This is a genomic window from Bordetella sputigena (genome assembly GCF_965137885.1).
GTDB lineage: Bacteria > Pseudomonadota > Gammaproteobacteria > Burkholderiales > Burkholderiaceae_B > Bordetella_C > Bordetella_C sputigena.
The window spans coordinates 83944-107615 of record NZ_CBCSCA010000015.1 but is presented as its reverse complement, the minus strand read 5'-3'; the positions used below and the strand labels follow the sequence as shown (position 1 = coordinate 107615).

The following is a 23672-nucleotide window of genomic DNA, read 5'->3' as shown; positions in this document are numbered from 1 at the left end:
GGCCGCGCAAGCGCGCCGCCTCCCAACTTTATGGAAGATCGATATGAGTCTCACCCACACCCTTAAAGTCTTCGAGGCATTCGACAGCGCCTACGCCAGCGGCCAGACCGTGGTCGAACTGCTGCGGCCTTATGCGGCGCATGCCAAGGTCGGCGTCAAGACCATCGCCGGCCCCAAAGGCCAGACGGATTTCGTGCGCATAGAGATCCCCGGCAGCGAAGGCAAGACGGCCGGCGGCAGCGCGCCCACGCTGGGTATCGTCGGCCGCCTGGGCGGCATAGGCGCGCGTCCCAGCCGCATCGGCCTGGTGTCCGACGGCGACGGCGCGATCGCCGCGGTGGCTTCGGCCCTGAAGCTGGCGCATATGGCCACGCAGGGCGATCGCCTGCCGGGCGACGTCGTCATCAGCACCCACGTCTGCCCCGACGCGCCGACGCGGCCGCACGAACCCGTCGATTTCATGGATTCGCCCATGGATACCGAAACCTTGAACGAAAACGAGGTATCGGAGGAAATGGATGCGGTGCTGTCAATCGACACCACCAAGGGCAACCGCATCCTGAACCACAAAGGCTACGCGATCTCGCCCACCGTCAAGCAGGGCTACATCCTGCGCGTGTCGGAAGATCTGGTGCGCATCATGGAAATGACCAGCGGCCGGCCGGCGGTGACCTTTCCCATCACCACGCAGGACATCACGCCCTACGGCAATGGCGTGTACCACCTGAACAGCATTCTGCAGCCCTCGGTGGCGACGCGGGCGCCCACCGTCGGCGTGGCGATTTCGGCGATCAGCGTGGTGCCGGGCTGCGGTACCGGCGCCAGCGATGAAGCGGACATCGCCGCCGCGGTGCGCTTCGCGGTGGAAGTCGCCAAGGAATTCACGCGCGGCACATGCCGCTTCCATGATGCCGAGGAATACGACCGGCTGCTGGCGATGTACGGGTCGCTGGCCCATCTGCAAAGGCGCCAGTAAGGCCGGCTCGCCGATAAGCCTGGCCCGGCATCACACCCCTGGTTGCAGGCGCAAGGAGTACATATGACCGACACTCAACCTTTACTTGGCACGATCACCATCGGACAGGCGCCGCGCGCCGACATCACCCCCATTCTGCAGGCCGCGCTGCCGGCCGGCGTACGGGCGCGGCATGTCGGAGTGCTGGACGGCCTGTCGGCCGGCGATATTGCGTCGCGCTATGCGCCCCGGCCGGGACAGCCGCTGCTGGTGACGCGTCTGCTGGACGGCAACTCGGTCATCCTGGACAAGGCCGCCATCCAGGCCGCGCTGGCCGGCAAGATCGCCGAACTGGAAGCCAGCGGCTGCACGGTGATCCTGGTGCTGTGCACCGGCGAATTCCATGGCCTGGCGACACAGCGCGCCTGGCTGGTCGAACCCGACCGCATCGTGCCGCCGGCCGCCGCCGCGTTGGCCGGCGACCGCCAGGTCGGTATCATCGTGCCGCTGGCGGAACAGGCCGCCAGCGAGGCGGGCAAGTTTTCCATGCTCGCCAGGACGCCGCTCTGCGAGGCCGCTTCACCTTACGATGACGACTTGCGCAAGCTGGAAGCGGCGGCGCGCACGCTGCGCGACCGTGGCGCGCGGATGCTGCTGATGGACTGCATGGGCTTCGTCGAGGAACATCGCGCCGCGGCGCGACGTGCCAGCGGCCTGCCCACGGTCCTGTCCAATGCCCTGATCGCCAAACTCGTCGCGGAGCTCGTTATCTGACATGTCCACGCAACTTCTTCTCTTCAGCAATTCCCGCTCGGCCGACGGCAGCTATCTGACGCACGCCGTCGAGCCGCTGCGGGCCTTGGCTGGCGAACGCCGCAAAACGCTGTTCGTGCCTTTCGCCGGCGTCACGACCAATTGGGACGACTACACCGCGAACGTCGCCAACGGGCTGGCCGGGCTCGGGCTGGAGATCACCGGCGCGCATACGGTGGATGCCGATGCAGCCGGGCGCTTCGATCTGATCCTGGTCGGCGGCGGCAATACGTTCCAACTGGTGGCGGAATGCCGCCGTCGCGGCTGGCTGCAGGCGATTCCGGAACGCGTGCGCGCCGGCACGCCGTATTCGGGCTGGAGCGCCGGCGCCAATCTGGCCTGCCCGACGCTGTGCACCACCAACGACATGCCCATCGTCGATCCGGGGGGATTCGATGCCCTGGGGCTGATCGGGTTCCAGATCAATCCGCACTACAACAATGCCTTGCCGCCCGGACACCAGGGCGAAACGCGCAACGACCGCATCGCGGAATTCCTGGTGGCGAATCCGAGGGTGACGGTGGTGGGCCTGCCGGAAGGCGATTGGCTGGCCGGCGACGGCGCGCGCATGACCTTCCATGGACCGCATACGGGGTATGTGTTCCGCCAGGGGAAGGCGCCGGAAGCGCTGCGTGAAGGGATGACAATAGGGTAGGCGCGGCTGGCCAGGCGCGGCCGGTGCAGATGCAGCCGGTGCAGATGCGGCCGGCTCAGGCCTTGCCCAGACCGAGATAGCTCTCGACCACCCGCGGATTGTTCGCCAGATCCGCAGCCGCGCCGGACAGCACGACCTCCCCGGTTTCCAGCACATAGCCCTGGTCCGCTACCTGAAGCGCGGCGCGGGCATTCTGTTCGACCAGCAGAATGGAAACGCCCGCCTCGCGCAGCCGCGCGATGATATGGAATATCTCGCGCACGATGCGCGGCGCCAGACCCAGGCTGGGCTCGTCCAGCATGAGCAGGCGCGGCTTGGCCATCAGCGCGCGGCCCACCGCCAGCATCTGGCGCTCGCCGCCGGACAAGGTACCAGCCTGCTGCGCGCGCCGCTCCTTCAGGCGCGGGAACAGTTCGTACACATCGTGCATGCTGTCGCGCCAGCCGGACTCGCGCATGCGATAGCGGCGGAAGCCCCCCAGCAGCAGATTGTCTTCGACCGACATGCTGGCGAACAATTCGCGCTTCTCGGGCACCAGAGACATACCCGCCGCCACGCGGCGCTCCACCGGCCAGGCGGAGACGTCCTGTCCATCCAGCAGCACCGCGCCCGCGGCATGCCCGGTCAAGGGCAAGGCCCCCATGATGGCATTCAACATGGTCGACTTGCCCGCGCCGTTGGCGCCGATCACCGTGACGATGCTGCCGGCGGCCACCGCCAGCGAAACCGGCGACAGCGCGGCAACCTTGCCATAGCGCGCGGCCAAACCATCCACGCGCAGCAACGCGGTCTGGCTCATCGCCCTTCCCCCGCCACCACGGCCTGCGCGGCCGGCGCCATCGCGTCGTCGTCGTCCAGGCCGCCCAGATAAGCCTCGAGCACCGCGGGGTCCCGCTGAATATCGGACGGCACTCCTTCCGCCAGCTTGGTGCCGAAATCCATCACCACCAGATGATTGGTCAAGCGCATGACGAAATCCATATCGTGTTCAACCAGCAGTATGCTCATGCCCTCTTCGCGCAATTGCCCCAGCACGTCGGCCAGCGCCTGTTTTTCCTTATAGCGCAGCCCCGCCGCGGGCTCGTCCAGCAGCAGCAGCACGGGATCGCCGGCCAGCGCCCGCGCGATTTCCAGGATGCGCTGCTGCCCCAGCGCCAGATTGCCGGCCTGTTCATACATGCAATCGGCCAGCCCGACGCGTTCCAGCTGCCGGGCCGCCTCGTGCAGCAGGCGGGCTTCGGCGGCGCGATCCGCGCGCAGCGCGCCCGCCAGCACGCCCACATCGGCGCGCAGATGCGCGCCCAGCGCGACGTTCTCCAGCACCGTCATGCCGGGCAGCAGCTGGACGTGCTGGAACGTGCGTCCCACCCCGCGCCGCGCGATCTCGCGCGCGGACAGGCGCTCGATGCGTTCGCCCATGAAGCTGACGGCGCCGCGCGTGCAAGGCAGCACGCCGGTGACCAGATTGAAAGTCGTGCTTTTGCCAGCGCCATTGGGGCCGATCAGCCCCATGATTTCGCCGGCGCGCACCTTGAAGGATATGTCGTTGACGGCCACCAGGCCGCCGAAGGTCTTGCGTATGGCGTCGACGTCGAGCACCACCTGTCCCGCCGCCGGACGCGTCCGCCGCGGCAGGTCCGGCGCGGCGGGCGGCGCGGCCCGTCCGCGCGCCGCATTGCCGCCCACCAGCCGCCGCCAGCCGGACGCCACCATGGGCCACATCCCGTCGCGCGCATACTGCAGCATCAGGATTAGCAGCACGCCGAAGACGATCATCTCGAAATTGGCGGTGGTATCGAATAGCCGCGGCAGGACGTTCTGGATCTGGTCCTTCAGCACCAGAATAATGGCCGAACCCAGCAGCGCGCCCCACACGTGCGCTGCGCCGCCCACCACCGCCATGAACAGGTATTCGATGCCATAGTTCAGGCCGAATGGGCTGGGGCTGACGGCCCGCTGCATATGGGCGTACAGCCAGCCCGACAGGCTGGCGAGCAAGGCCGCGTAGACGAAAACGATGACCTTGTAGCGCCGGGTGTCCACCCCCATGGATTCCGCCATGCCGGCGCCGTTGCGCAAGGCGCGGATGGCGCGCCCCGGACGCGAATCCAGCAGATTGCCCGTGGCCCAGACCGCCGCCAGCACCAATATCCAGATCAGATAATAGATGTGGCGCCCACTGGCCATCGATACGCCGAACACCGTCAGGGGCGCGATGCCGGCGATGCCGTCGTGGCGTCCCAGCGCATCCACGGTTCCGTACAGGTAGAACAGCGCCAGGCACCAGGCGATGGTGCCCAGCGGCAGGTAGTGTCCCGACAGCCGCAGCGTAATGGCGCCCAGCGTCCACGCAACCAGCCCGGTCAGCACCAGGCCGGCCAGCAGGCCCAGCCACGGCGACCAGCCTTGCGCCGTCGTCAGCCAGGCCGTCGCATAAGCGCCGATGCCGACGAAGGCCGCCTGGCCGAACGAGGTCAGGCCGCTGACGCCCGTCAGCACCACCAGGCCCAGCACCACCAGGCTGGCCAGCCCGATGTAGTTGAGCTGGGTGATCCAGAACTCCGGCGTCGAGGCGAACAGCGGCAGCAGCGCCAGCAGCACCACGAAGACCAGCAAAGGCAAGCGCCGGGTGTATGGCATCTTCATCGCTTATTCCTCGGCCTCGGCGTGTCCGCCGCCGCGCAGCGACAGCCATAGCAGCACGGGAATGATCAGGGTGAAGACGATCACTTCCTTGTACGCGCTGGCCCAGAAGGACGAGAAGGACTCCAGCAAGCCCACCAATAGCGCGCCGGCCGCCGCCACCGGATAGCTGGCCAGCGCGCCGATGATGGCGCCGACGAAGCCTTTCAGCCCGATAAGGAAACCCGTGTCGTAATAAATGGTGGTGACCGGCGCGATCAGGATGCCGGATATGGCGCCCAGCAAGGCCGCCAGCGTAAATGTGATGCTGCCCGAGATGGTGCTGCTGATACCCACCAGCCGCGCGCCGCGCCGGTTCACCGCCGTGGCGCGCAAGGCGCGGCCGTACAGCGTCTTGCCGAAGAACAGCCAGAGCACCAGGATCAGCACCAGCGAGGTCACGACCACGAACAGGCTTTGCGCCGACCACGCGGTCACGCCCAGATCCACCTGTCCGTCGACGAAAGCCGGGGTACGCCAGCCTTCGGCGCCGAAGAAGACCAGGCCCATCCCGACCAGCACGAAGTGCACGGCCACCGACGTAATCAATAGCACCAGCACACTGGCTTCGGCCAGCGGCTGGTACACGATGCGATACACCATCGGCCCCATCGGCACGATAAGCAGCAGCGTCAGGACCATATTGCGCCACAGCGGCGTGTCCGCGCCGGTCAGGCGGCTGGTCAGCCAGTACAGCAAGGCCGGCAGGACCACATTGGCCAGGAAAACCTTGGGCAGCGCGGCGGCGCTGCGCAGGCGCAAGGCCCGGCCCAGTTCGAGCAGGAACACCACGCCGCCCAGCAAAGGCAGCAGGTAGACCGTGCCGGGCAGCTTGCCGTCGACCAGCATGGCCAAGGTCAAGGCGCCAAAGGCGACGAATTCGCCCTGCGGAATAAAGATCACCCGCGTCACGGCAAAGACCAGCACCAGCGCCATGCCCAGCAGGGCATAGATCGAGCCGCTGACCACCCCGTCCTGCAGCAGGATGAACGCTATGGAGGAATCCATCGATGGTTTACCCGTGTCAGGCCGCCGCGCGCGAGCCATGCATCGCGCGCGCGGCGGTCGGCATCATGTTGGCGGGCTATGTCGGCGGGGTCAGAGTCCCGGCTGGTAAACCCACTTGCCGTTCTGCACCTTCACCATGACACGGGCGCGTTCGTCGAAGCCGGCGTGATCGGTGGGGCTCATATTGAAGACGCCTTGCGAGACCGCCAGGTTCTTGACGTTTTCCAGGGCATCGCGCATCGCGGCGCGAAACTCCGGCGTGCCCGGCTTGGCCGTCTTCAGCGCGACGGGCACGGCCGCCAGCACCAGTTGGCCGGCATCCCACAGGTGGCCGCCGAAGGTACTGACCGAACCGGCGCCGTGGGCTTTTTCATAGGTGGCCACGTAAGCCAGCGCGGACTTCTTCACCGGATTGCTGTCAGGCAGTTGCTCGGCCACCAGCAGCGGGCCGGCGGGCAGCAGCATGCCTTCGCAATCCTTGCCGCATACGCGCAGGAAATCGCCATTGGCCACGCCGTGCGTCTGATAGATCACGCCGCCATAGTTGCGCGCGCGCAATTCCTTCTGCGGCAGCGCGGCCGGCGTGCCGGAACCGGCGATCAGCACGGCGTCGGGGCGCGCGCCGACCAGCTTCAGCACCTGGCCCGTCACGCTGGTATCGGTGCGGCCGTACTTTTCAACGGCGACGATCTTGATGCCCTTCTTTTCAGTGGCGTTCTTGATTTCCTGCAGCCAGCTATCGCCGTAGGCATCGGCAAAGCCGATGAATCCCAGGGTCTTGACCTTGCCCTTGGCCATGGCGTCGGCCAGCGCGCCGGCCATCAGGGCGTCGTTCTGCGGCGTCTTGAACGCCCATTTGCGCGGGCCGTCCACCGGATCGACGATCTTGACGCTGGCGGCCACGCTGATCATGGGCGTGCGGGTTTCGCCGGCCACGTCCACCATCGCCAGGGAAGCCGGCGTGACCGAGGTTCCAACGACCACGTCGACCTTGTCCTCGCTGACGAACTTGCGCATGTTCTTGACGGCCTGCGTCGTGTCGGTCGCGTCGTCCAGGACGATCCATTCGATCTTCTGGCCCGCCACTTCCTTGGGCAGCAAGGCCACGGTGTTGCGCTCCGGAATGCCGAGCGAGGCGGCCGGGCCCGTGCTGGAAAGCGTGACGCCGACCTTGACCTGGGCCTGCGCCATCAAAGGCAAGGCCAGTGCCAGCGCCGCGGCCGCGATGCGTGTCTTATGTTTGGGATGCATCATTGAAGTCTCCGGAAAGAGCCGGCGGCGTCCGTCGCGCCAGGCGGCAACAACATATGGAACCATTCTGCAAGGTATACAGAAAATCGGATTATAGGTTCAAAAACGTATCAAATCGCCGGGTTCCACGCGGGTAGGTAATCACCCTTAGGAGAAGGCCCAGACCCGCCGTACGCGCTGGGTGACCACGGCCGCCAGCACCGCCTTGGCGATGTCCCCGGGCAGGAATACCACCATGGCCAGGGCCGCCTTGCCCAGCGTCATGCCGGCGATGGCGGCCAGCCATGGGATCCCCACGGCATAGACGACAAGCAGGCCGCCGCACAGGGCGGCCGCGAAATAGCCCAGCATGGCGGGCACGCCGCCGGCGCCGGAACGCGCCACCCGCTGCGCCATGGCGCCGCACAGCGCCGCGCCCACCAGCATTCCGATCAGGAAGCCTCCGGTGGGCCCGGCGTAAACGCCCAGGCCGCCACGTCCGCCCGGCAGCACCGGCAATCCGACGACCGCCAGGAGCAGATACAGGGCAACCGCGGCGGCGCCTCGCGCGGGGCCCAGCATGCAGCCGGCCAGCATGACGCCCAGCGCCTGCAGCGTGACGGGCACCGGCAGCGCCGGCACCGGTATGGGCGGAGCCAGGCTCAACACCACGATCAAGGCCGCGAACATGGCGACCGTTACGGTATTCCTCGTGCGCATGCGCGCTCCCCCTTAACGATATGGCGCGCCTTGCGCCGATACGCCCGCCTTGAAGGGCAACCATGCCCTCCAGTGACGGGATGCAAGCCCGAAAGCCAGCGCGCTAGCCGCCGCGGGCATCGATGGCATCGGCCACCTCCTCGGCGCGCTTGAACGTGCGCACCAGCAGCGGCACGGTCAGCGCCAGCGCATTGCGCGACAGCCCGCGCGCCGCCTGCGCCTCGCGAATATCCTGGTAGTTGCGCCAGATCTCCGGGATGAAGCGCAGCGTCAGCGCCAGGGCAAGCGCCACGCGCCCCGCATCCACCCACCCCAGCCTGTCCAGCGGATAAAGCGCCTGTTCGCAGACGCGGATCAGATCGCTGGTGCGGGTGGTCAAGGTGACGGCCAGGGCCATGGCCACCAGCGCGGCCACGCGCAGCAGGACTTCGGCCGCGCGCGCCCAGCCGTCGAAGTAAGCCGCGCAAACGCCGACCACCGCCAGTATCGCCACCAGGCCGCGCACGTGTCGCCATAGCGCGCCAGCCCCCACGCCAGACCCCGCCACCAGCAGCCCGCCGCAAAGCAAAGCGAGCGCCAGGGCGTCCAGCCGATGCACCAGGAACAGCCCGGCGCCGGCCGCCACCAGGGCCACTACCTTGTATGGCGCGGGCAGACGGTGCAGAAGGCGATCCCCTTCTACATAGAGCGGCTCCATCATGCGCAGTGCTCCCGGTACCAGCGCAGCGCGGTTGCGGGCCGGTCGTCCGCGGCGACCCGCCCGTCGACGACCACCAGCACGCGATCGAAGTCGTCCAGGATGTCCAGGTCATGGCTGACCACGATGGCGTCGCAGCCCAGGGCGCCAATGGCGGCGCGCACGCGGTTGCGGTTGCGCAGGTCCAGCTGGGTGGTCGGTTCGTCGAACACGACAACCTTGGGCTGCATCACCAGCACGGCGGCCAGCGCCACCAATTGCCGCTCGCCGCCGGACAGGGTGTGGCTGGCGCGGTCGGCCAGTTGCCCGATGCCCAGGGCGTCCAGTTGCTCGGCCGCGCGCGCGCGCCGCGCCGTCTTGTCCGGCACGCGGGCCTTCAGGCCGAATTCCATGTCTTCCCGCACGATGGGATAGACGATCTGATTCTCGGGGTTCTGGAAAACGAAGCCGACTTCGCGCCGCACTTCCCGCGTGGCGGCGCGCGTGTCATGCCCATTGACGCGCACCGCTCCGGATGAGGGCAAAACCAATCCATTCACCAGCCGGGCCAGCGTGCTCTTGCCCGCGCCATTGGGCCCGACGATACCGACGCGGCGTTCGCTCAGCACCGCGCTCACCCCATGCAGAATCTCCGCGCGGGGTGTCGTTACGACGGCATGATCAAACTCGATTAACATGGGGCGCGATTATGCCCGAACCGGCCCGCCGGACCGGGATCCGGGCGGATAGGGCATCCGCCGGTATTGAAATCCGAATTTGCTGAAGAATGAAGAAGTTTTTATTCGACCTGTTTCCGCTCCTGCTGTTTTTCATCGCCTATCGCTACGCCGGCATCTATACGGCCACGGCGGTGGCGATAACGGCATCCGTGCTGCAGATCCTGTGGCTGCGCCTGACGGGTCGCCCCATCGAAGGCATGCACTGGATCAATCTGACGGTGATCGTCGTTTTCGGCGGCGCGACCTTATGGCTGCACAGCGATGTCTTCATCAAATGGAAACCCACGGTGCTGTATTGGTTATTCGGCGGCGCGCTGCTGATCGGCAGGTGGGTATTCAAGCGCAACCTGGTGCGCCGGCTGCTGGAAAAGCAGATTGCGCTGCCGGACGCGGTATGGGACAAACTGAACGCGACCTGGGCCGTATTCTTCCTGATCGCCGGGGCCGCGAATCTCTATGTGGCTTTCTCCGGCTATTTTTCCGAATCCGAATGGGTCACATTCAAGGCCTTCGGACTGATGGGTTTGATGATCGTCTTCGTACTGGCGCAATCCCTGTGGCTGGGCCGGCATTTGCAACCTCCCGCGGGCGAAGCCGGCGACGAAAGCGGCGGCGATGCGGGCAAGCGTTGAACGGCGCGCGCGCAAACTTTGAATAGATTTTGATTAAATTCCATGACCGATAGCACCGACGTCGCTGCTACCATCCGCGAACGCCTGCAAGCGCTCGCGCCGGTGGCCCTGGACATCCAGGATGACTCCCATCTCCACGCGGGACATGCAGGCGCGCATGGCGGCGCGTCGCACTTCACAGTGCGGATTACATCCGCCAGATTCGCAGGGCTGTCACCCGTGGCGCGACATCGCCTGGTGTATGATCATTTGAATGATTTAATGCCCTACCCCATCCACGCGCTTGCGCTGGAAACCCGTACTCCCTGAAAGGAACTACATGAAACGCTTTATCCTGCTGGTGGCGGCCTGCGTGATTGCCGCCCCCGCTTTTGCCCAGAACGTGGCGACGGTCAACGGCAAGCCCATTACTCAAAAGAGCCTGGACCAGTTCGTTAAACTGCTCGTCAGCCAGGGTGCGACGGATTCGCCTCAACTGCGCGATCAGGTCAAGCAGGAAATGATCAACCGCCAGGTCTTCGTGCAGGCAGCCGAAAAAGCCGGCGTGGCCAAACAGCCGGACGTGCAGACCGAAGTCGAGCTTGCCCGCCAAGGCATCCTGGTGCGCGCCCTGATGGCCGACTACCTGCAAAAGCATCCGATTACGGACAAACAGGTGCAGGACGAATACAACGAGGTCAAGCAGCAGCAGGCCGGCAAGCTGGAATACAAGGTCCGCCACATCCTGGTTTCGGATGAGAAAACCGCCAATGACCTGCTGGCCCAGATCAAAAGCGGCAAGCTGAAGTTCGAAGACGCCGCCAAGAAGGAATCCAAGGATCCGGGCAGCGCCGAAAAAGGCGGTGATCTGGGCTGGGCTCCGGCCACCAACTACGTTCCGCCTTTCGCCCAGGCCGTGACTTCCCTGCAGAAGGGCCAGCTGGCCGACAAGCCGGTGCAGACCCAGTATGGCTGGCACATCATCCAGGTCGAAGACACCCGCCCCGTCGAATTCCCGCCGCTCGACCAGGTCCGTCCGCAACTGGAAGAAATGCTGCGTCAGCAACTGCTGGCGAATTACCAGAAGTCGCTGCGCGAGCAGGCCAAAGTGCAGTAAGCCGACCCGCGCGCCCAAGGGCGCGTCGTGGAAGCCATGAAAAAGCGCCGTCACCGGCGCTTTTTTTATTGGCGGATTTTTCCATTTTGAGATTTTTCTGCAAGAAGCCGGACGACGCCTGGAATACAACCCTTCCGGTATGCCGATGGAACCCCTCGTCGGCCGAAATTCGTCAGGAAACACCCTATGCAGACAAAAGACCGCGAAACCCTTGCCAGACAACGCTTGCGACTGATGCAGCAAAGCGGGGTAGCGTCCCAGATTGCGGCAACCCAAGCGACCGATCGGCAGGCGAGCGTCGCGGCGCAGCGCCTGCACCAGCAGGAACAGAACAAGCGGCGACTGGAAGACCACCAGAACGTCAAGCAAATGCTCCTGTTGATGACCGGCGCGCTGCAGATCCGCGCGGGACAGAGCGGGGCCGCGCCGTCCACCGACTACCAGGGCAGCAAAAAGCTGGTCGCGACACTGGTGGACACCAGCCCGGCGGGCCCGATAGGCAAACGCCACGATTGGGGCGGCACTTTCGTCACGGCGGGGCAACTGTTCAGCGGCGCGGTGCCGGCCGCGATCGGCGCCGCCGCCAGCGCCGTGGCCGGCGCCACCGGCATCGGCCAGATCGAAACCGCCGCGGCGGTGGCGCTGCGCGGCGCCGAACTCCTGGATGCCACACTGGGGGTCGCGGGCTATATGGGGGTCACGGCGCCGGCCGCCCTGAGCGCCATGACCGGCAGCAATTCCAATCTGGTGGAGGTGTGCCTGAATTGGTGGATGAGCCCGGCCGCCGTGACCGCGGCGTCGACCTACCTGCCCTTCCTGCAACTGCTGGGCGCGCTGAGCGCGGGCGCGACGATCTATGGCAAGAACAAGAAGCTGGACCCGATGCTGGCCCTGAGCCAGCGCCATCCGGGGACCTGCACGTGCAATACCTGCATCGACCAGATCGCGGATGGGTGGCAAGGCGGCGTCTTCGGCGTGGCGGCCGGCCTGAATGGCTTCGCCGGCCTGGGCATGCTGGCGCACGATACCTATGACAAGGCCAGCCACTATGCCCGCAAAAAGCTGGCGGGGAATGACACTGTGCACCGCGACGCCTACTACATCGCGGAAAAGCTATGGCTGGCGGCGCAGGACGCCGTCGCGCCGACGCACCGTGTTTCCAGGCCTTTGTTCGTCGGCATCAGGACTGGCCGGCGCTGCCCGCTGGCCATGCTGGCCCTGGCGTCGCTGTTCGGCAAGGGGAACGTGGAAGCGGGCATCGTCAAGGCGACCGCCGCGATCATTTCGGACCGGGTCAGCGCCGTGGACAAGATCAAGCGGCTGATCGCGGACTAGGCCGCAGCCGGCCACGCCCGCCCGCCGGCTGCCTACTCCGATACGCCGAGCAACCGTTTCAGCCCGTCCTCGTCCAGCACGGGCACTCCCAGCTTCTCGGCATTGGCCAGCTTGCTGCCGGCTTCCGCGCCCGCCACGACGTAAGCCGTTTTCTTGGACACCGAACCGCTGACCTTGCCGCCCGCCGCCAGGATGTGGCTGGTGGCTTCCTCGCGAGTCCAATTCGGCAGCGTGCCGGTCAGGACGAAGGTCTTGCCCGACAAACCACCGCTGCGCGCGGCGGCCTCCGCCACCGGATGCACGCCCTGCTGCCGCAGCGCCTCGACAATGTCGCGATTGTGGTGCTCGGCGAAGAAGCGATGGATGGATGCCGCCACCGCGGGCCCGACATCGGACACTTCCAGCAGTTGCTCTTCGCTGGCGTCCATGATCGCGTCCATATCGCCGAAGTGGCGCGCGACGTCGCGCGCCGTCGTTTCGCCGACATGGCGGATGCCCAGCGCGAACAGCAGGCGGCCCAGTGTAGGCTTGCGCGCCTTATCGATGGCATGCACCAGGTTCTCGGCCGACTTGGTCCCCATGCGATCGTAGCCGGCCAGTTCCTCCACGGTCAGGCCATAGATGTCCGCCAGCGATTTGACCCGGCCGCGCTCGACCAGTTGATCGACCAGCTTCTCGCCCAGCCCTTCGATGTCCAGGGCCTTGCGCCCGGCTGCGTGCAGCAGGGTCTGCTTGCGCTGGGCGGCGCAGAACAGGCCGCCCGTGCAGCGCGCGATCGCCTCGCCCTCCGGCCGCTCGATGGCCGAGCCGCAGACCGGACAGGACGTGACCATGCGGAATTCGCGCGCGTCGGCCGGCCGCTTTTCCAGCACCGGCCCCACGACTTCGGGAATGACGTCGCCCGCCCGCCGCACGATGACGGTATCGCCGATGCGCACGTCCTTGCGGCGTATCTCGTCCTCGTTGTGCAGCGTCGCGTTGGTGACCGTCACGCCGCCGACGAAGACCGGCTGCAGACGCGCCACCGGCGTGATCGCGCCGGTGCGCCCGACCTGCACCTCGATGTCCTGCAGCGTGGTGGTGGCCTCTTCGGCGGGATACTTGTGCGCGAGGGCAAAGCGCGGCGCCCGCGCCACGAAGCCCAGCACCTTCTGCGCCGGCAGCGAATCGACCTTGTAGACCACTCCGTCGATATCGTAGGCCAGCTTCGGACGCAGCTTGGCGACCCGGGCATAGAAGTCCAGCAAGCCGTCCGCGCCGCATGCCTTGCGGTTGTGCTGCGTATTGATGGGCAGGCCCAGTTCAGCCAGCCATTCCAGCATGGCGCTGTGCGCTTCACGCGGGAGCGTGGACGTGGCGCGCGTGCCCGGCGCCGGTTCGTCGAACTTGCCCGACTGGCGGCCCGCCAGCCCGTGCACCTCGCCCCAGCCGTAGGCGAAAAACCGCAGCGGGCGCTGCGCGGTGATCCGCGGATCCAGCTGGCGCAGGCTGCCGGCCGCGGCATTGCGCGGATTGACGAATACCTTTTCGCCGCGCGCCGCCTGCGCTTCGTTCAGCCGCTCGAAGTCGCGCCGGTTCATCAGGACTTCGCCGCGCACCTCCAGCACGCTGGGCGCGCCGGCCTTCAGTTGCAGCGGAATGGAACGGATGGTGCGGATGTTGGCGGTGACGTCTTCCCCGGTCTGGCCGTCGCCACGCGTCGCGGCCTGCGTCAACTTGCCGTCTTCATAGCGCAGGCTGATGGCCAGCCCATCCAGCTTCAGTTCGCAGAAATAGTCGGGTTGGGCGGTCGGTCCAAGCTGCCCGGAAGCGCGCAGGGTATCCGTGACCCGCTTGTCGAAGGCGCGGACTTCTTCTTCGTCGAAGGCATTGCCCAGCGACAACATGGGCACGGCATGCGTCACCGCGCCAAACGCCGTCAGCGGCGCCGCGCCCACGCGCTGCGTCGGCGATTCCGGCGTGACGAGTTCGGGATGGTCTTTTTCCAGCGCCTCCAACCGGCGCATCAGGCCATCGTATTCGGCATCGGAAACGGTCGGAGCGTCTTCGACGTAGTAACGATAATTGTGCTGCTCGATCTCCACGCGCAGCCGCGCGATTTCTTCCTGCGCGGCGGTGGCGTCCTTCCCAGCCTTCACGAAAACACCCGCAACGCGCGCGGGCTGCCGGCGCGCAGGCCGGCCTGCTCCAATTGGCTGAACAGGACCTGCAGACGCTCGTCGATGACGGCGACGGAGGCATCGGCCAGCGGCTTGCCCTGATCATCGACCAATTCGGCGCGCAGGCGCTGCGCCAACTGCCGGCCCACGTCGACCATGCGGCCGAAAGCACGATCGTCGGGCGGACTGCAAGGCACATCGAGCAGCAGGTTCAAGCGTTCGACGCCGCCCACGCCCGCGTCGAACGCGGCGCCGTCGCCGCGCGTCAACGTGAAACGCGGCAGGCCTACATCGGACATCCACACCAGCCGCGGACCGTCATGGATGAAACCCAGGTCCCGCGCGATGGCCAGCACTTCCGCGGCCGGCTGCGCGCTGCCCAGCAGCAGCGTCAACCCGACCTGGGTGTCCAGCGCGGCGCAGGTGTCGTCCAGTCGCGCCGCCTGCTCCAGCACCGCCTGTTGATCCGGACCTTCTATGGCGGCATCGAAGCGCTCGCCCAGATCCTGCGCGCGCGCCCAGGCCTGCGACCATTCGATCGCCGTCAGCGGCCCGGTGCGATTGGCCAGCAATACGGCCACCTGCAGGGCGCCGTAGCGCTCGTCGCCGCGCAGCCGCGCGCGATGACGCTGATCGTCGGTCTGGCCAAAGACGCGCATGGGCTTGCGGCCGGCCGAGCGCATGCTCTGCGTGACGGGCAGCAGGTCGCCCCCCCGCACCGGCTCGGCGAACGTGACTTCGATCACGACTTCGCAGGCGGGATCGGCCTCTTCGCCGTCGTCGCCATCGGCATGCGCCGCCGGCGAAGCGGCCGCCGCCGCGTGGGCGGCCGCGCCGGCGGCATCGCTCGCCGAACCGCCGACGCCGAACCCCGGCTCGCGGCGCTGCGGCGCCTGCTTGGAATGGCTTGCATGGCCTGGATGATCCGGCTGCCCGGCGTACGCGGCGCCGTGCGACGCCGCACCTTCGTGGGCGGCCGTGCCCAGCAAGGGATCGTGTTCGTTGCTGGGGAAATGCGCCTGCATCTTGCGCCGCACGCGCCTGTCCTGCCACCAGTTGAAACCCAGCACCATCAGGATGAGCAGGACGCCAAGGACGATCAGCCCGATCTGCAAATCACTCATGTATCAATTCCGCGCCTTTGGGGCCGCGCCTCTTCTAACCATGTTATGCGGCTTCGGCCGCGAGCTGAACCGCCGAATCGATATCCACCGCGACAATACGCGAGACCCCTTGTTCCTGCATCGTAACGCCGACCAGTTGCTTCGCCATCTGCATGGCGATCTTGTTGTGCGAAATGAAAAGGAACTGGGTCTGTTCGCTCATCGCGCTGACCAGGTTGGCATAGCGTTCGGTATTCGCATCATCCAGCGGCGCATCGACTTCGTCCAGCAGGCAGAACGGCGCCGGGTTCAGCTTGAACAAGGCGAATACCAGGGCCGTCGCCGTCAAGGCTTTTTCGCCGCCCGACAGCAGATGGATGGTGCTGTTGCGCTTGCCGGGAGGCTGCGCCATGACCTGCACGCCGGCGTCCAGGATTTCGTCGCCCGTCATCATCAGCTTGGCTTCGCCGCCACCGAACAGCCGGGGGAACAGCTCGCCGAAATGGCCGTTGACGGTGTTGAAGGTCTCCTGCAGCAGCTCGCGCGTTTCGCGGTCGATCTTGCGGATGGCGTCCTCCAGCGTCTCGATGGCGGTCATCAGGTCCGTTTGCTGTGCATCCAGGAACTGCTTGCGTTCGCGCGAACTCGTCAATTCGTCCAGCGCCGCCAGGTTCACCGAGCCCAGGCTGTCGATCATCCGCGAGATGCGCGTCACCTCCGACTGCAGCCAGCTGGCGCGGCGCCATTCGTCAGGCATGGCTTCCAGCGACTGGGCCAGCGCTTCGCGATCCACTTCGCGGGCGTTCAATTGCTCGCTGAACTGCTCTTCGGCCAGGCGGGCGGCCTGTTCCTGCAGCTGCAATTCCATGATGCGGGCGCGGCGCGGTTCCAGCGACTGCTCCAGCCGCACGCGGTCTTCGTCGGCGCCGCGCAGATTGGCCGCCAGATTATCCATTTCGATACGCGCGCGGGCCAGGGCTTCTTCCCGCTCCGCGCGTAATTCCAGGGCATCCTGCAAGCCCGCCTGCGACGCCGAGGCATCGAGTTCGAACAGCTCGCCCTGCAGCTGCTCCAGTTCGGCGCGCGCACGGGCGCTCTGGTCGGCGGCCAGCTGCTGGTTGCGGCGCAGGTCCTGGATGCGCGCCTCGATACCGCGCTGGGCGAACTCCGATTCGTGCACCGCGCGTTCCAGTTCGCGCAAGCGGGCGCGCGCGGCTTCCGCCTGCTCGGCCAGCGTCTCGCCTTCGATCTCGGCGTCGGCGAAGCGCGTCTGGTGTTCCGCCAGTTCCTGGTCCAGCGTTTCGAATCGCACTTCCGCGTCTTCGCGCGCCGCGCGGAGTTCTTCTTCGTGGGCGCTGATTTCCGCCAGGTCTTCACGCAGGCGGGCGCCGCGTTCGCCCGATTGTTCCGCCTGCTGCTGCAGCCGGGAATACTCCAATTGGATGTCGTGCACGCGGCGGGTGACTTCGGCCACGCGCTGGCGCGCCGGCACCAGGGCCTGCGATACCTGCTGCCAGGCGGTTTCGCTGCGCGCCACGGCGGCACGGCCCTGGTCGGCGATCAATTGCTGCGCCTTCAGTTCGCGCTGCAGGTTTTCGATTTCCTGCTGGCGCGCCAGCATGCCGGACTGTTCGGAATCCGCCGCGTAGAAGCGCACACTGTGCGCGTCCACCAGGTGGCCATCCTTGACGACATAGGCGCCGCCGGCCGGCAGGGCCTCGCGGCCGGCCAGGGCCTGGCCCAGGTTGTCGCTGACATAGACGTCGCGCAGCCACTCATTCATCAAGGTGCGCAGATCACCATCGGTGATGCGCAGCAGCGCCGTCAAGGGCCGTAGTCCCGGCGGGACGGCCGGCGCGGGCGCGGCCACCGGCAATTGATAGAAAGCCAGGCGCGCGGGCGGCGCGTCGTCGGCGAAGGCCTTGGCCCAGTCCAGGCTGCGCACTTCCAGCGCCGCCATGCGTTCGCGCAGGGCGGCTTCCAGCGCCGTTTCCCAGCCGGCTTCGATATGCAGCTTCTGCCACAGCCGGCCCAGGCCGGTCAGTTCGTGCTTGGCCAGCCAGGGCTCCAGGGTGCCCTGCTTCTGCACGTCTTCCTGCAGCTTGGCGAGCGCCGCCAGCCGGGCTTCCAGCCGCGCGAGCGCCTGCGCTTCCTGCTGTGCGGCGGCCTGCGCGCGACCACGCTCGGCATCCGCTTCGGGCAGGCGCGCTTCCAGCGTGGCGAGTTCTTCCTGGGCGGCGTCCAGCTGCTCCTGGCCCGCGGCCAGGGCGCCCGCCAGTTCCTCCAGGCGCGCCGGATCGGGCGTCTGCAACTCGCGCATTTCCTGCTGCACGCGTTCGCGCCGCTGCTCCAGCGCCTGCAACTGGCGGTCGGCGTCGCGCTGGCTTTGCGCGACCAGCGCCAGGTCCTGCTCCACCCGCGCCAAGGCGCCGCGCATGGCGTCGCGTCCCTGGGCCGCGTCGCGCACCCGCGACTCGACGCCCGGCAGCGCGGCCTGGGCGTCTTCCGCCATGGCGCGCGCCTCTTGCGCCCGCTCGGCGCCGGCGGCCAGGTCTTCCTCCGCCTGGGCAATCTGTTCGGTGCAATGGGTCTGCTGGCTGTCCCACTCCTCGATCTGGCGGGTCAGCTGCTCGCGCCGCGCCTGCACGCGGTTGCGTGATTCGACCACATGGCGGATTTCCGCTTCCAGGCGGCTGACCTGGGCGTTGGCTTCGTAAAGCTGGCCCTGGGCCGTATGGACCAGATCGCTGGCGGCGTAATGGGCCTGGCGGCGCGATTCCAGCGCGGCCTCGCCGGCCCGCAGTTCGGCGATGGCGGCTTCCAGTTCGGTCTGGGCGCGTTCGATTTCCTGGGTTTTCTTCTGGCGTTCCTGGCGCGCGCCGGATTCCTTCAGGAACCACAAGGCGTACTGCTTGCGTTCGCCGTCGGCCTGCAGCTCGCGGTATTCGCGCGCCACTTCGGCCTGGGCTTCCAGCTTTTCCAACTGGCTGCCCAGCTCGCGCAGGATGTCTTCCACGCGGGTCAGGTTTTCGCGCGTGTCGGAAAGACGGTTTTCGGTCTCGCGGCGGCGTTCCTTGTAGCGCGACACGCCGGCGGCTTCTTCCAGGAAGACCCGCAGTTCCTCGGGCCGCGCCTCGATCAGGCGGTTGATCATGCCCTGGCCGATGATGGCGTAGCCGCGCGCGCCCAGGCCGGTGCCCAGGAAGATGTCGTGGATGTCGCGGCGCCGCACCTGCTGGTTATTGACGAAATAGCTGCTGGTGCCGTCCCGCGTCAGGACCCGCCGCACCGCGATTTCGGCGTAGCTGCTCCACTGCCCGGCGGCGCGGCCTTCGCTGTTGTCGAACACCATTTCCACGGACGCGCGGGCCGCGGGCTTGCGATTGCCCGATCCATTGAAGATCACGTCCTGCATGGACTCGCCGCGCAGTTCCGAGGCCTTGGCCTCGCCCAGCACCCAGCGCACGGCATCGATGATGTTCGATTTGCCGCAACCATTGGGGCCCACCACGCCGACCAACTGGCTGGGGACCGGGATGACGGTGGGATCGACGAACGATTTGAAGCCGGCGAGTTTTAGCTGGGTAAGACGCACAGTATCTGATTGACTGACCGGAGAGTTGAAGGACGCGCTTGAACGGACCTGCCGCGCATTGCAAATCGGCCCCTCGGGGCCGATGCGGACGAGCCGGCTCGACGGACCGGCTTTTTCGGGGCTTTATGATACCCCACCGTCCGCCCCTCTCGCATGCCGGGCGGTCCGTGGGCGCATCCTCATGCGGTCCCGCGCGCCGCGCCTTGCGCCATGCCGCGTCGCGGCATCGCGGGCGGCCCGGCCCGGAGCGGCGGCCGCGGGCCGCGGGCCACGTGCCGCAACGCACCCGGCGCCATCAACGCCCGTTCCCGGGGCGGACGCTATACTCGCTGACACTTTTATTTGGCGCGGGCCTGTTCATAGCGCGGCCGCTGCCGGATACTGACCGGCAACGTGAATGGGGACATCTCTTTGAAACGCGGTTTCTTTCTGGTCATGGCGGCGCAGGCGCTATCTTCGCTCGCGGACAATGCGCTTTTCATAGCGGCGATTGCCCTCATCCAGGAACTGCGCGGTCCGGACTGGATGGCGCCGATCATGAAGTGGTCGTTCGCACTGGCCTATGTGCTGTTGGCCGCCTTCGTCGGCGCCATCGCGGACTCCTATCCCAAGGGCCGCGTGATGTTCGCCACCAATGCCCTGAAGGTCGCCGGCTGCCTGCTGATGTTTTCCTACGCCAGCCTGGGCGTTGCCCCGGCCCACCAGACCTACCTGGTCTGTCTGGCCTATGCCATGGTGGGCGTGGGCGCGGCGGCCTACTCGCCGGCCAAGTACGGCATCGTGACCGAAATGCTGCCGCCCGAGCTGCTGGTCAAGGGCAACAGCTGGATCGAAGGGCTGACGGTGATCTCCATCATCCTGGGCACCGTACTGGGCGGCGCGCTGATCTCGCCGGAAATCTCGCACGCCATCCTGCATCACCCGCTGAGCCGCCACCTCGTGCATACCCCCGCCGAGGCCGCCATCCTGGTCATTGCCGGCGTCTACTTGCTGGCCTCCGCCTGCAACCTGCTGATTCCGAATACCCATGTGCGGTATCCGCCCCAGCAGAAAAATCCTGTCCGCCTGATCTCCACCTTCGGCGGCTACGTACGCGTGCTGTGGCGCGACAAGCTGGGCCAGATTTCGCTGGCCGTCACGACCCTGTTCTGGGGCGCCGGCGCGACACTGCAGTTGATCGTCATCGAATGGGGCCGCAGCCAGCTGGGCTACCGGCTCGACCAGGCCTCCATCCTGATGGGGGTGGCCGCGGTGGGCACGGTCATCGGTTCCATCCTGGCCGGACGCATCCCGCTGCGCAAGGCGCTGAGCGTGCTGCCGGTGGGCGCCGGCATGGGGCTGGTCGTGCTGTTGATGCCGCTGGTCCAGGCCACGTGGAGCGTCTACCTGCTGCTGCTGGTCGTCGGCGGACTGGCGGGGTTCTTCGTCGTGCCGATGAACGCCCTGCTGCAACACCGCGGCCACGTCCTGCTGTCGGCGGGCCACTCGATCGCCGTGCAGAACTTCAACGAGCAACTGAATATCCTGCTGATGGTGGCGGTGTACACCGTGCTGTTGTGGCTGAACCTGCCCATCGGCATCATCATCGTGATCTTCGGCTCGATCGTGGCGATCCTGATGCTGATCTTCATGCGCTGGAGCCGCCGCAACATGCAGGAGCGCCCGGAGCTGATCGGCCAGATCGGCCAGGAAGGCCACGGCAAGGCGCTGGAAGGCCGGGCGCACTGACGGCCCGGCCCAGCCCGCGCCTAAAGACTCGCCGCCAGCCGCAAGTCCTGCCAGGCGCGGGCCTTTTCGCCGGGACTGCGCAATAGATAAGCGGGGTGATAGCTCACCACCATGGGAATCTCGCCGGCGTCGGTTTTCAGCGCATGGACGCGGCCACGCAGGCTGCCGATGGCGGCGTCCGTTTCCAGCAGCGTTTGCGCCGCGAAGCGCCCAAGCACCAATATGCGCTGCGGCTTGAGCAGCGCGATCTGGCGCATCAGGTAGGGCCGGCAGGCGGCGATTTCCTCCGGCTTGGGGTTGCGATTGCCCGGCGGCCGGCATTTGATCACATTGGCGATGTAAACATCGCGGTCGCGGCCCATGCCGACGGCCGCGAGCATGGCATCCAGCAACTGCCCCGAACGGCCGACGAAAGGCAGGCCTTGCCTGTCCTCCTGTTCGCCCGGGGCTTCGCCCACCACCAGCCAACGCGCCTGTTCCGCGCCCATGCCGAACACCGCCTGCCGGCGTCCGCGGCACAGCCCGCAGGCCGTGCATTCGAGCACGCGCTCGCGCAGGGACGCCATGTCCAGCATGGCGAGCGATTCGGCGGTTGGCGGCGGTTGCAGCGGCGCCGGCTCGCTGCCGGCGCCCGCCGGCGCGGGCTTGACCGGCCGCGCCGGCGGCCTTGCCTGCGGGGCGCTCGCGGCGCCGGGCTTCACGCCGCCCGCGGTCGCGGCGTCCACGCCGATCGGCACCCCGCGCGCCACGGTATCGCCGGTAACCGCGGCGTGGCCCGCCCCCGGCGTATCGCCGGCCACGGCGGCATCCGCGCCCGCGCCCGAATCCGCGTCCGCGCTCGCCCCCGTCTTCGGCAACGGCCCGTCTTGCACGCCGCCGGCGGCGCTATCGCCGGCGCCGTCCACGGCGCCGCTGCCGGCGCGCGCGGGCACTGGCGCGGCCGGGCTCCGCGGCTGCGACGCGTCCTGCCGCAGCCACACCTTTTCCATGCCGATCTCGCGCAGCCAGGCCCGCTGCAGCGGGTTCAGGGCGGGCACCTTTCCGGCCATTGCCGTCGCGTCAACCATGACCGGCCTCATCAAGGGAAACCGGCTTCTGCATCACCAGCGCATCCTCGCGCCGTCCGCGGCCGGCCGGGTAGTAGCCGCGCCGCAGGCCCACGCGCAGAAAACCATGATGCTCGTAAAACGCCACCGCGCCCGTATTGGAAGGCCGTACCTCCAGCAATACCCCGGCTATGCCGCGCTGGCGGGCGCGTTCGACGCACCACTTGATCAGCCGGGAACCCAGCCCCTGGCGATGCATGGTCTTGTCGATGGCCACCACCAGCAGATGCGAGACATCCGGCGCGTGCATCAGGATGCAGAAACCCAGCATCTTGCCGGCGCGCCGCAACACGCAGCTGTCGTAACCGGCCGCCAGCGCGTCGGCGAAATTGCGGCGGGTCCACGGAAAGGCCTGCACCGATGCTTCGATGCGCGCCATATCGTCCAGATCGTGCTCGGTAATGGGCGACATCTCGACCGGAACCGCATCCACGGGCAGCGAAGGCGATATCGAGCCCGGGGCGTCCGCCAACGGCGCGGACAGTGCGGAGGACAACGCATCACCCGAGGCCAGTGACGGCGTCGAAGGCAGCGCTTGCGCCGCTTTGGGATTGCCCCCCTGCCCCGCCAGCCGCTCCGCCGTGGTGAAGGCCACGCGATCGCGGACATACAGGGGCATGGCCTGCTCGGGCGGCACCGTGTCGCCCTTGCGCCAGGCCAGCAAGGCCAGCCGCGCGACGTCCCGGGCATGCGGCCGCATGGCGTCATAGCGCGCCCAGTCGGCATGCGGGGCCATGCGGGTCGCATAGGCATCCCAGGCATCGCCGGCCAGGACAGGCGACAGCGCCAGCCCCGTGCGAGCCCGCCAGTCGTCCAGATGCGCCTCTATCCAGGGCACCACTTCGGCGGCGGCGATCAGCAGCGGCGCCGCCAGCACTTCCCACGCGGTATCGTCCGCGGCGCCCTGCGCACGGCGATAGACGGCCAGATAGACTTCTTCCATGCGCGCATCCAGGGCCACCACGATGGCCTGCTCGGGCCGGGCCGGCACCTGCGCGGCCACGGCCAGATGCGACACGATGGGAACGACCGGCAGGTCATGCGCCATGGCGATGCCCTGCGCGACGCCGCATGCCACGCGCAACCCGGTGAAGCCCCCGGGCCCCTGGCCGAACGCGACCACCTCGATATCGCCCGCGTCCAGCCCGGCGTCCCGCAACAGGTCGCGCGCCATCGGCAGCAGGCGTTCGGCATGTTCCTGCGCGCCCTCATGCTCCAGGGTGGCGATGGCCGGCCCGCCCGGGACGTCCCGCAGCAGCGCGACGCTGCACCGGGACGAGGAAGTTTCAAGCGCCAAGAGGGTGGAGTTCATAGCCGGAATTGTACGTAATACCAAAGACTTGCCCTCGTTTGTAAGGGGGATTTCAACCATCCTGTCCAATGTGTAATATCTTGTGAACGCCCACTAGCCGCTCATTCCGGGCACTGTTACATTTCCC

20 protein-coding genes are annotated in these 23672 nt (G+C 67.1%); 8 read left to right on the top strand and 12 right to left on the bottom strand.

Annotation, left to right across the window (positions count from 1 at the left end; all coding sequences use genetic code 11):
• The first annotated feature begins 43 nt into the window (after positions 1-43).
• The 3 genes from ACNA0R_RS23830 (at position 44) to pepE (ending at position 2423) form a co-directional block, all read left to right on the top strand.
• Positions 44-976 carry a DUF1177 domain-containing protein gene (locus tag ACNA0R_RS23830; protein WP_415828550.1) on the top strand — a complete coding sequence of 311 codons (933 nt, stop codon included), beginning with the start codon at positions 44-46 and terminating at the stop codon, positions 974-976.
• A gap of 63 nt (positions 977-1039) precedes the next feature.
• The gene (locus ACNA0R_RS23825; RefSeq protein WP_415828549.1) at positions 1040-1729 is read left to right on the top strand and encodes an AroM family protein; all 690 of its coding nucleotides are present in this window, start codon (positions 1040-1042) and stop codon (positions 1727-1729) included.
• A 1-nt stretch (position 1730) separates the two neighbouring features.
• Positions 1731-2423, top strand: a complete 693-nt coding sequence (gene pepE, locus ACNA0R_RS23820; RefSeq protein WP_415828548.1) for a dipeptidase PepE — start codon at positions 1731-1733, stop codon at positions 2421-2423.
• 55 nt (positions 2424-2478) lie between these two features.
• Here pepE and ACNA0R_RS23815 read toward each other — a convergent pair whose 3' ends face one another.
• The 7 genes from ACNA0R_RS23815 to ACNA0R_RS23785 form a co-directional block, all read right to left on the bottom strand.
• A complete protein-coding gene (locus tag ACNA0R_RS23815; RefSeq protein WP_415828547.1) occupies positions 2479-3222 on the bottom strand; it encodes an ABC transporter ATP-binding protein in 744 nt (247 codons plus the stop codon).
• On the bottom strand, positions 3219-5069 hold the full coding sequence (locus tag ACNA0R_RS23810) for a branched-chain amino acid ABC transporter ATP-binding protein/permease (protein ID WP_415828546.1): 1851 nt from the start codon (positions 5067-5069) through the stop codon (positions 3219-3221). Before ACNA0R_RS23810 ends, ACNA0R_RS23815 begins: the two co-directional genes overlap by 4 nt.
• A 3-nt stretch (positions 5070-5072) precedes the next feature.
• Positions 5073-6113, bottom strand: coding sequence for a branched-chain amino acid ABC transporter permease (locus ACNA0R_RS23805; protein ID WP_415828545.1), 1041 nt, complete (start codon positions 6111-6113; stop codon positions 5073-5075).
• Positions 6114-6203: 90 nt separating this feature from the next.
• The gene (locus tag ACNA0R_RS23800) at positions 6204-7364 is read right to left on the bottom strand and encodes an ABC transporter substrate-binding protein (protein WP_415828576.1); all 1161 of its coding nucleotides are present in this window, start codon (positions 7362-7364) and stop codon (positions 6204-6206) included.
• Positions 7365-7511: 147 nt separating this feature from the next.
• Positions 7512-8063 (bottom strand): biotin transporter BioY, encoded by a 552-nt coding sequence (locus ACNA0R_RS23795; protein ID WP_415828544.1) that lies wholly within the window; start codon positions 8061-8063, stop codon positions 7512-7514.
• 103 nt (positions 8064-8166) lie between these two features.
• Positions 8167-8763, bottom strand: a complete 597-nt coding sequence (locus ACNA0R_RS23790) for an energy-coupling factor transporter transmembrane component T family protein (protein WP_415828543.1) — start codon at positions 8761-8763, stop codon at positions 8167-8169.
• Positions 8760-9437 carry an energy-coupling factor ABC transporter ATP-binding protein gene (locus tag ACNA0R_RS23785; RefSeq protein ID WP_415828542.1) on the bottom strand — a complete coding sequence of 226 codons (678 nt, stop codon included), beginning with the start codon at positions 9435-9437 and terminating at the stop codon, positions 8760-8762. Before ACNA0R_RS23785 ends, ACNA0R_RS23790 begins: the two co-directional genes overlap by 4 nt.
• 89 nt (positions 9438-9526) lie before the next feature.
• On the opposite strand from ACNA0R_RS23785, the gene ACNA0R_RS23780 reads away from it, so the two are divergent.
• The 4 genes from ACNA0R_RS23780 (at position 9527) to ACNA0R_RS23765 (ending at position 12542) form a co-directional block, all read left to right on the top strand.
• Entirely contained in the window at positions 9527-10111 is a 585-nt protein-coding gene (locus tag ACNA0R_RS23780; protein WP_415828541.1) for a septation protein A, read from the top strand.
• A gap of 42 nt (positions 10112-10153) precedes the next feature.
• Positions 10154-10420, top strand: coding sequence for a BolA family protein (locus tag ACNA0R_RS23775; RefSeq protein WP_415828540.1), 267 nt, complete (start codon positions 10154-10156; stop codon positions 10418-10420).
• Between the two features lie 10 nt (positions 10421-10430).
• On the top strand, positions 10431-11207 hold the full coding sequence (locus tag ACNA0R_RS23770; protein WP_415828539.1) for a peptidylprolyl isomerase: 777 nt from the start codon (positions 10431-10433) through the stop codon (positions 11205-11207).
• Positions 11208-11393: 186 nt separating this feature from the next.
• A complete protein-coding gene (locus tag ACNA0R_RS23765; protein WP_415828538.1) occupies positions 11394-12542 on the top strand; it encodes a hypothetical protein in 1149 nt (382 codons plus the stop codon).
• A gap of 32 nt (positions 12543-12574) precedes the next feature.
• On the opposite strand, the gene ligA is transcribed toward ACNA0R_RS23765, so the two are convergent.
• The 3 genes from ligA to smc are packed head-to-tail and all read right to left on the bottom strand — an operon-like array spanning position 12575 to position 19399.
• Entirely contained in the window at positions 12575-14680 is a 2106-nt protein-coding gene (gene ligA, locus ACNA0R_RS23760) for an NAD-dependent DNA ligase LigA (protein WP_415828537.1), read from the bottom strand.
• Positions 14677-15825, bottom strand: coding sequence for a cell division protein ZipA C-terminal FtsZ-binding domain-containing protein (locus tag ACNA0R_RS23755; protein WP_415828536.1), 1149 nt, complete (start codon positions 15823-15825; stop codon positions 14677-14679). The genes ligA and ACNA0R_RS23755 overlap by 4 nt, the downstream gene beginning before the upstream one ends.
• Positions 15826-15868: 43 nt before the next feature.
• Entirely contained in the window at positions 15869-19399 is a 3531-nt protein-coding gene (smc, locus tag ACNA0R_RS23750) for a chromosome segregation protein SMC (RefSeq protein ID WP_415828535.1), read from the bottom strand.
• Between the two features lie 411 nt (positions 19400-19810).
• Here smc and lplT point away from each other — a divergent pair, with 411 nt between their 5' ends.
• Positions 19811-21127, top strand: a complete 1317-nt coding sequence (gene lplT / locus ACNA0R_RS23745) for a lysophospholipid transporter LplT (RefSeq protein WP_415828534.1) — start codon at positions 19811-19813, stop codon at positions 21125-21127.
• Between the two features lie 20 nt (positions 21128-21147).
• Here the strand turns inward: lplT and ACNA0R_RS23740 are convergent, their stop codons facing one another.
• Positions 21148-22194: a uracil-DNA glycosylase gene (locus ACNA0R_RS23740; protein ID WP_415828533.1), complete on the bottom strand. Its 1047-nt coding sequence runs from the start codon at positions 22192-22194 to the stop codon at positions 21148-21150.
• Positions 22187-23545, bottom strand: coding sequence for a tRNA (adenosine(37)-N6)-threonylcarbamoyltransferase complex dimerization subunit type 1 TsaB (gene tsaB, locus ACNA0R_RS23735; protein ID WP_415828532.1), 1359 nt, complete (start codon positions 23543-23545; stop codon positions 22187-22189). The genes ACNA0R_RS23740 and tsaB overlap by 8 nt, the downstream gene beginning before the upstream one ends.
• Positions 23546-23672: the final 127 nt, after the last annotated feature.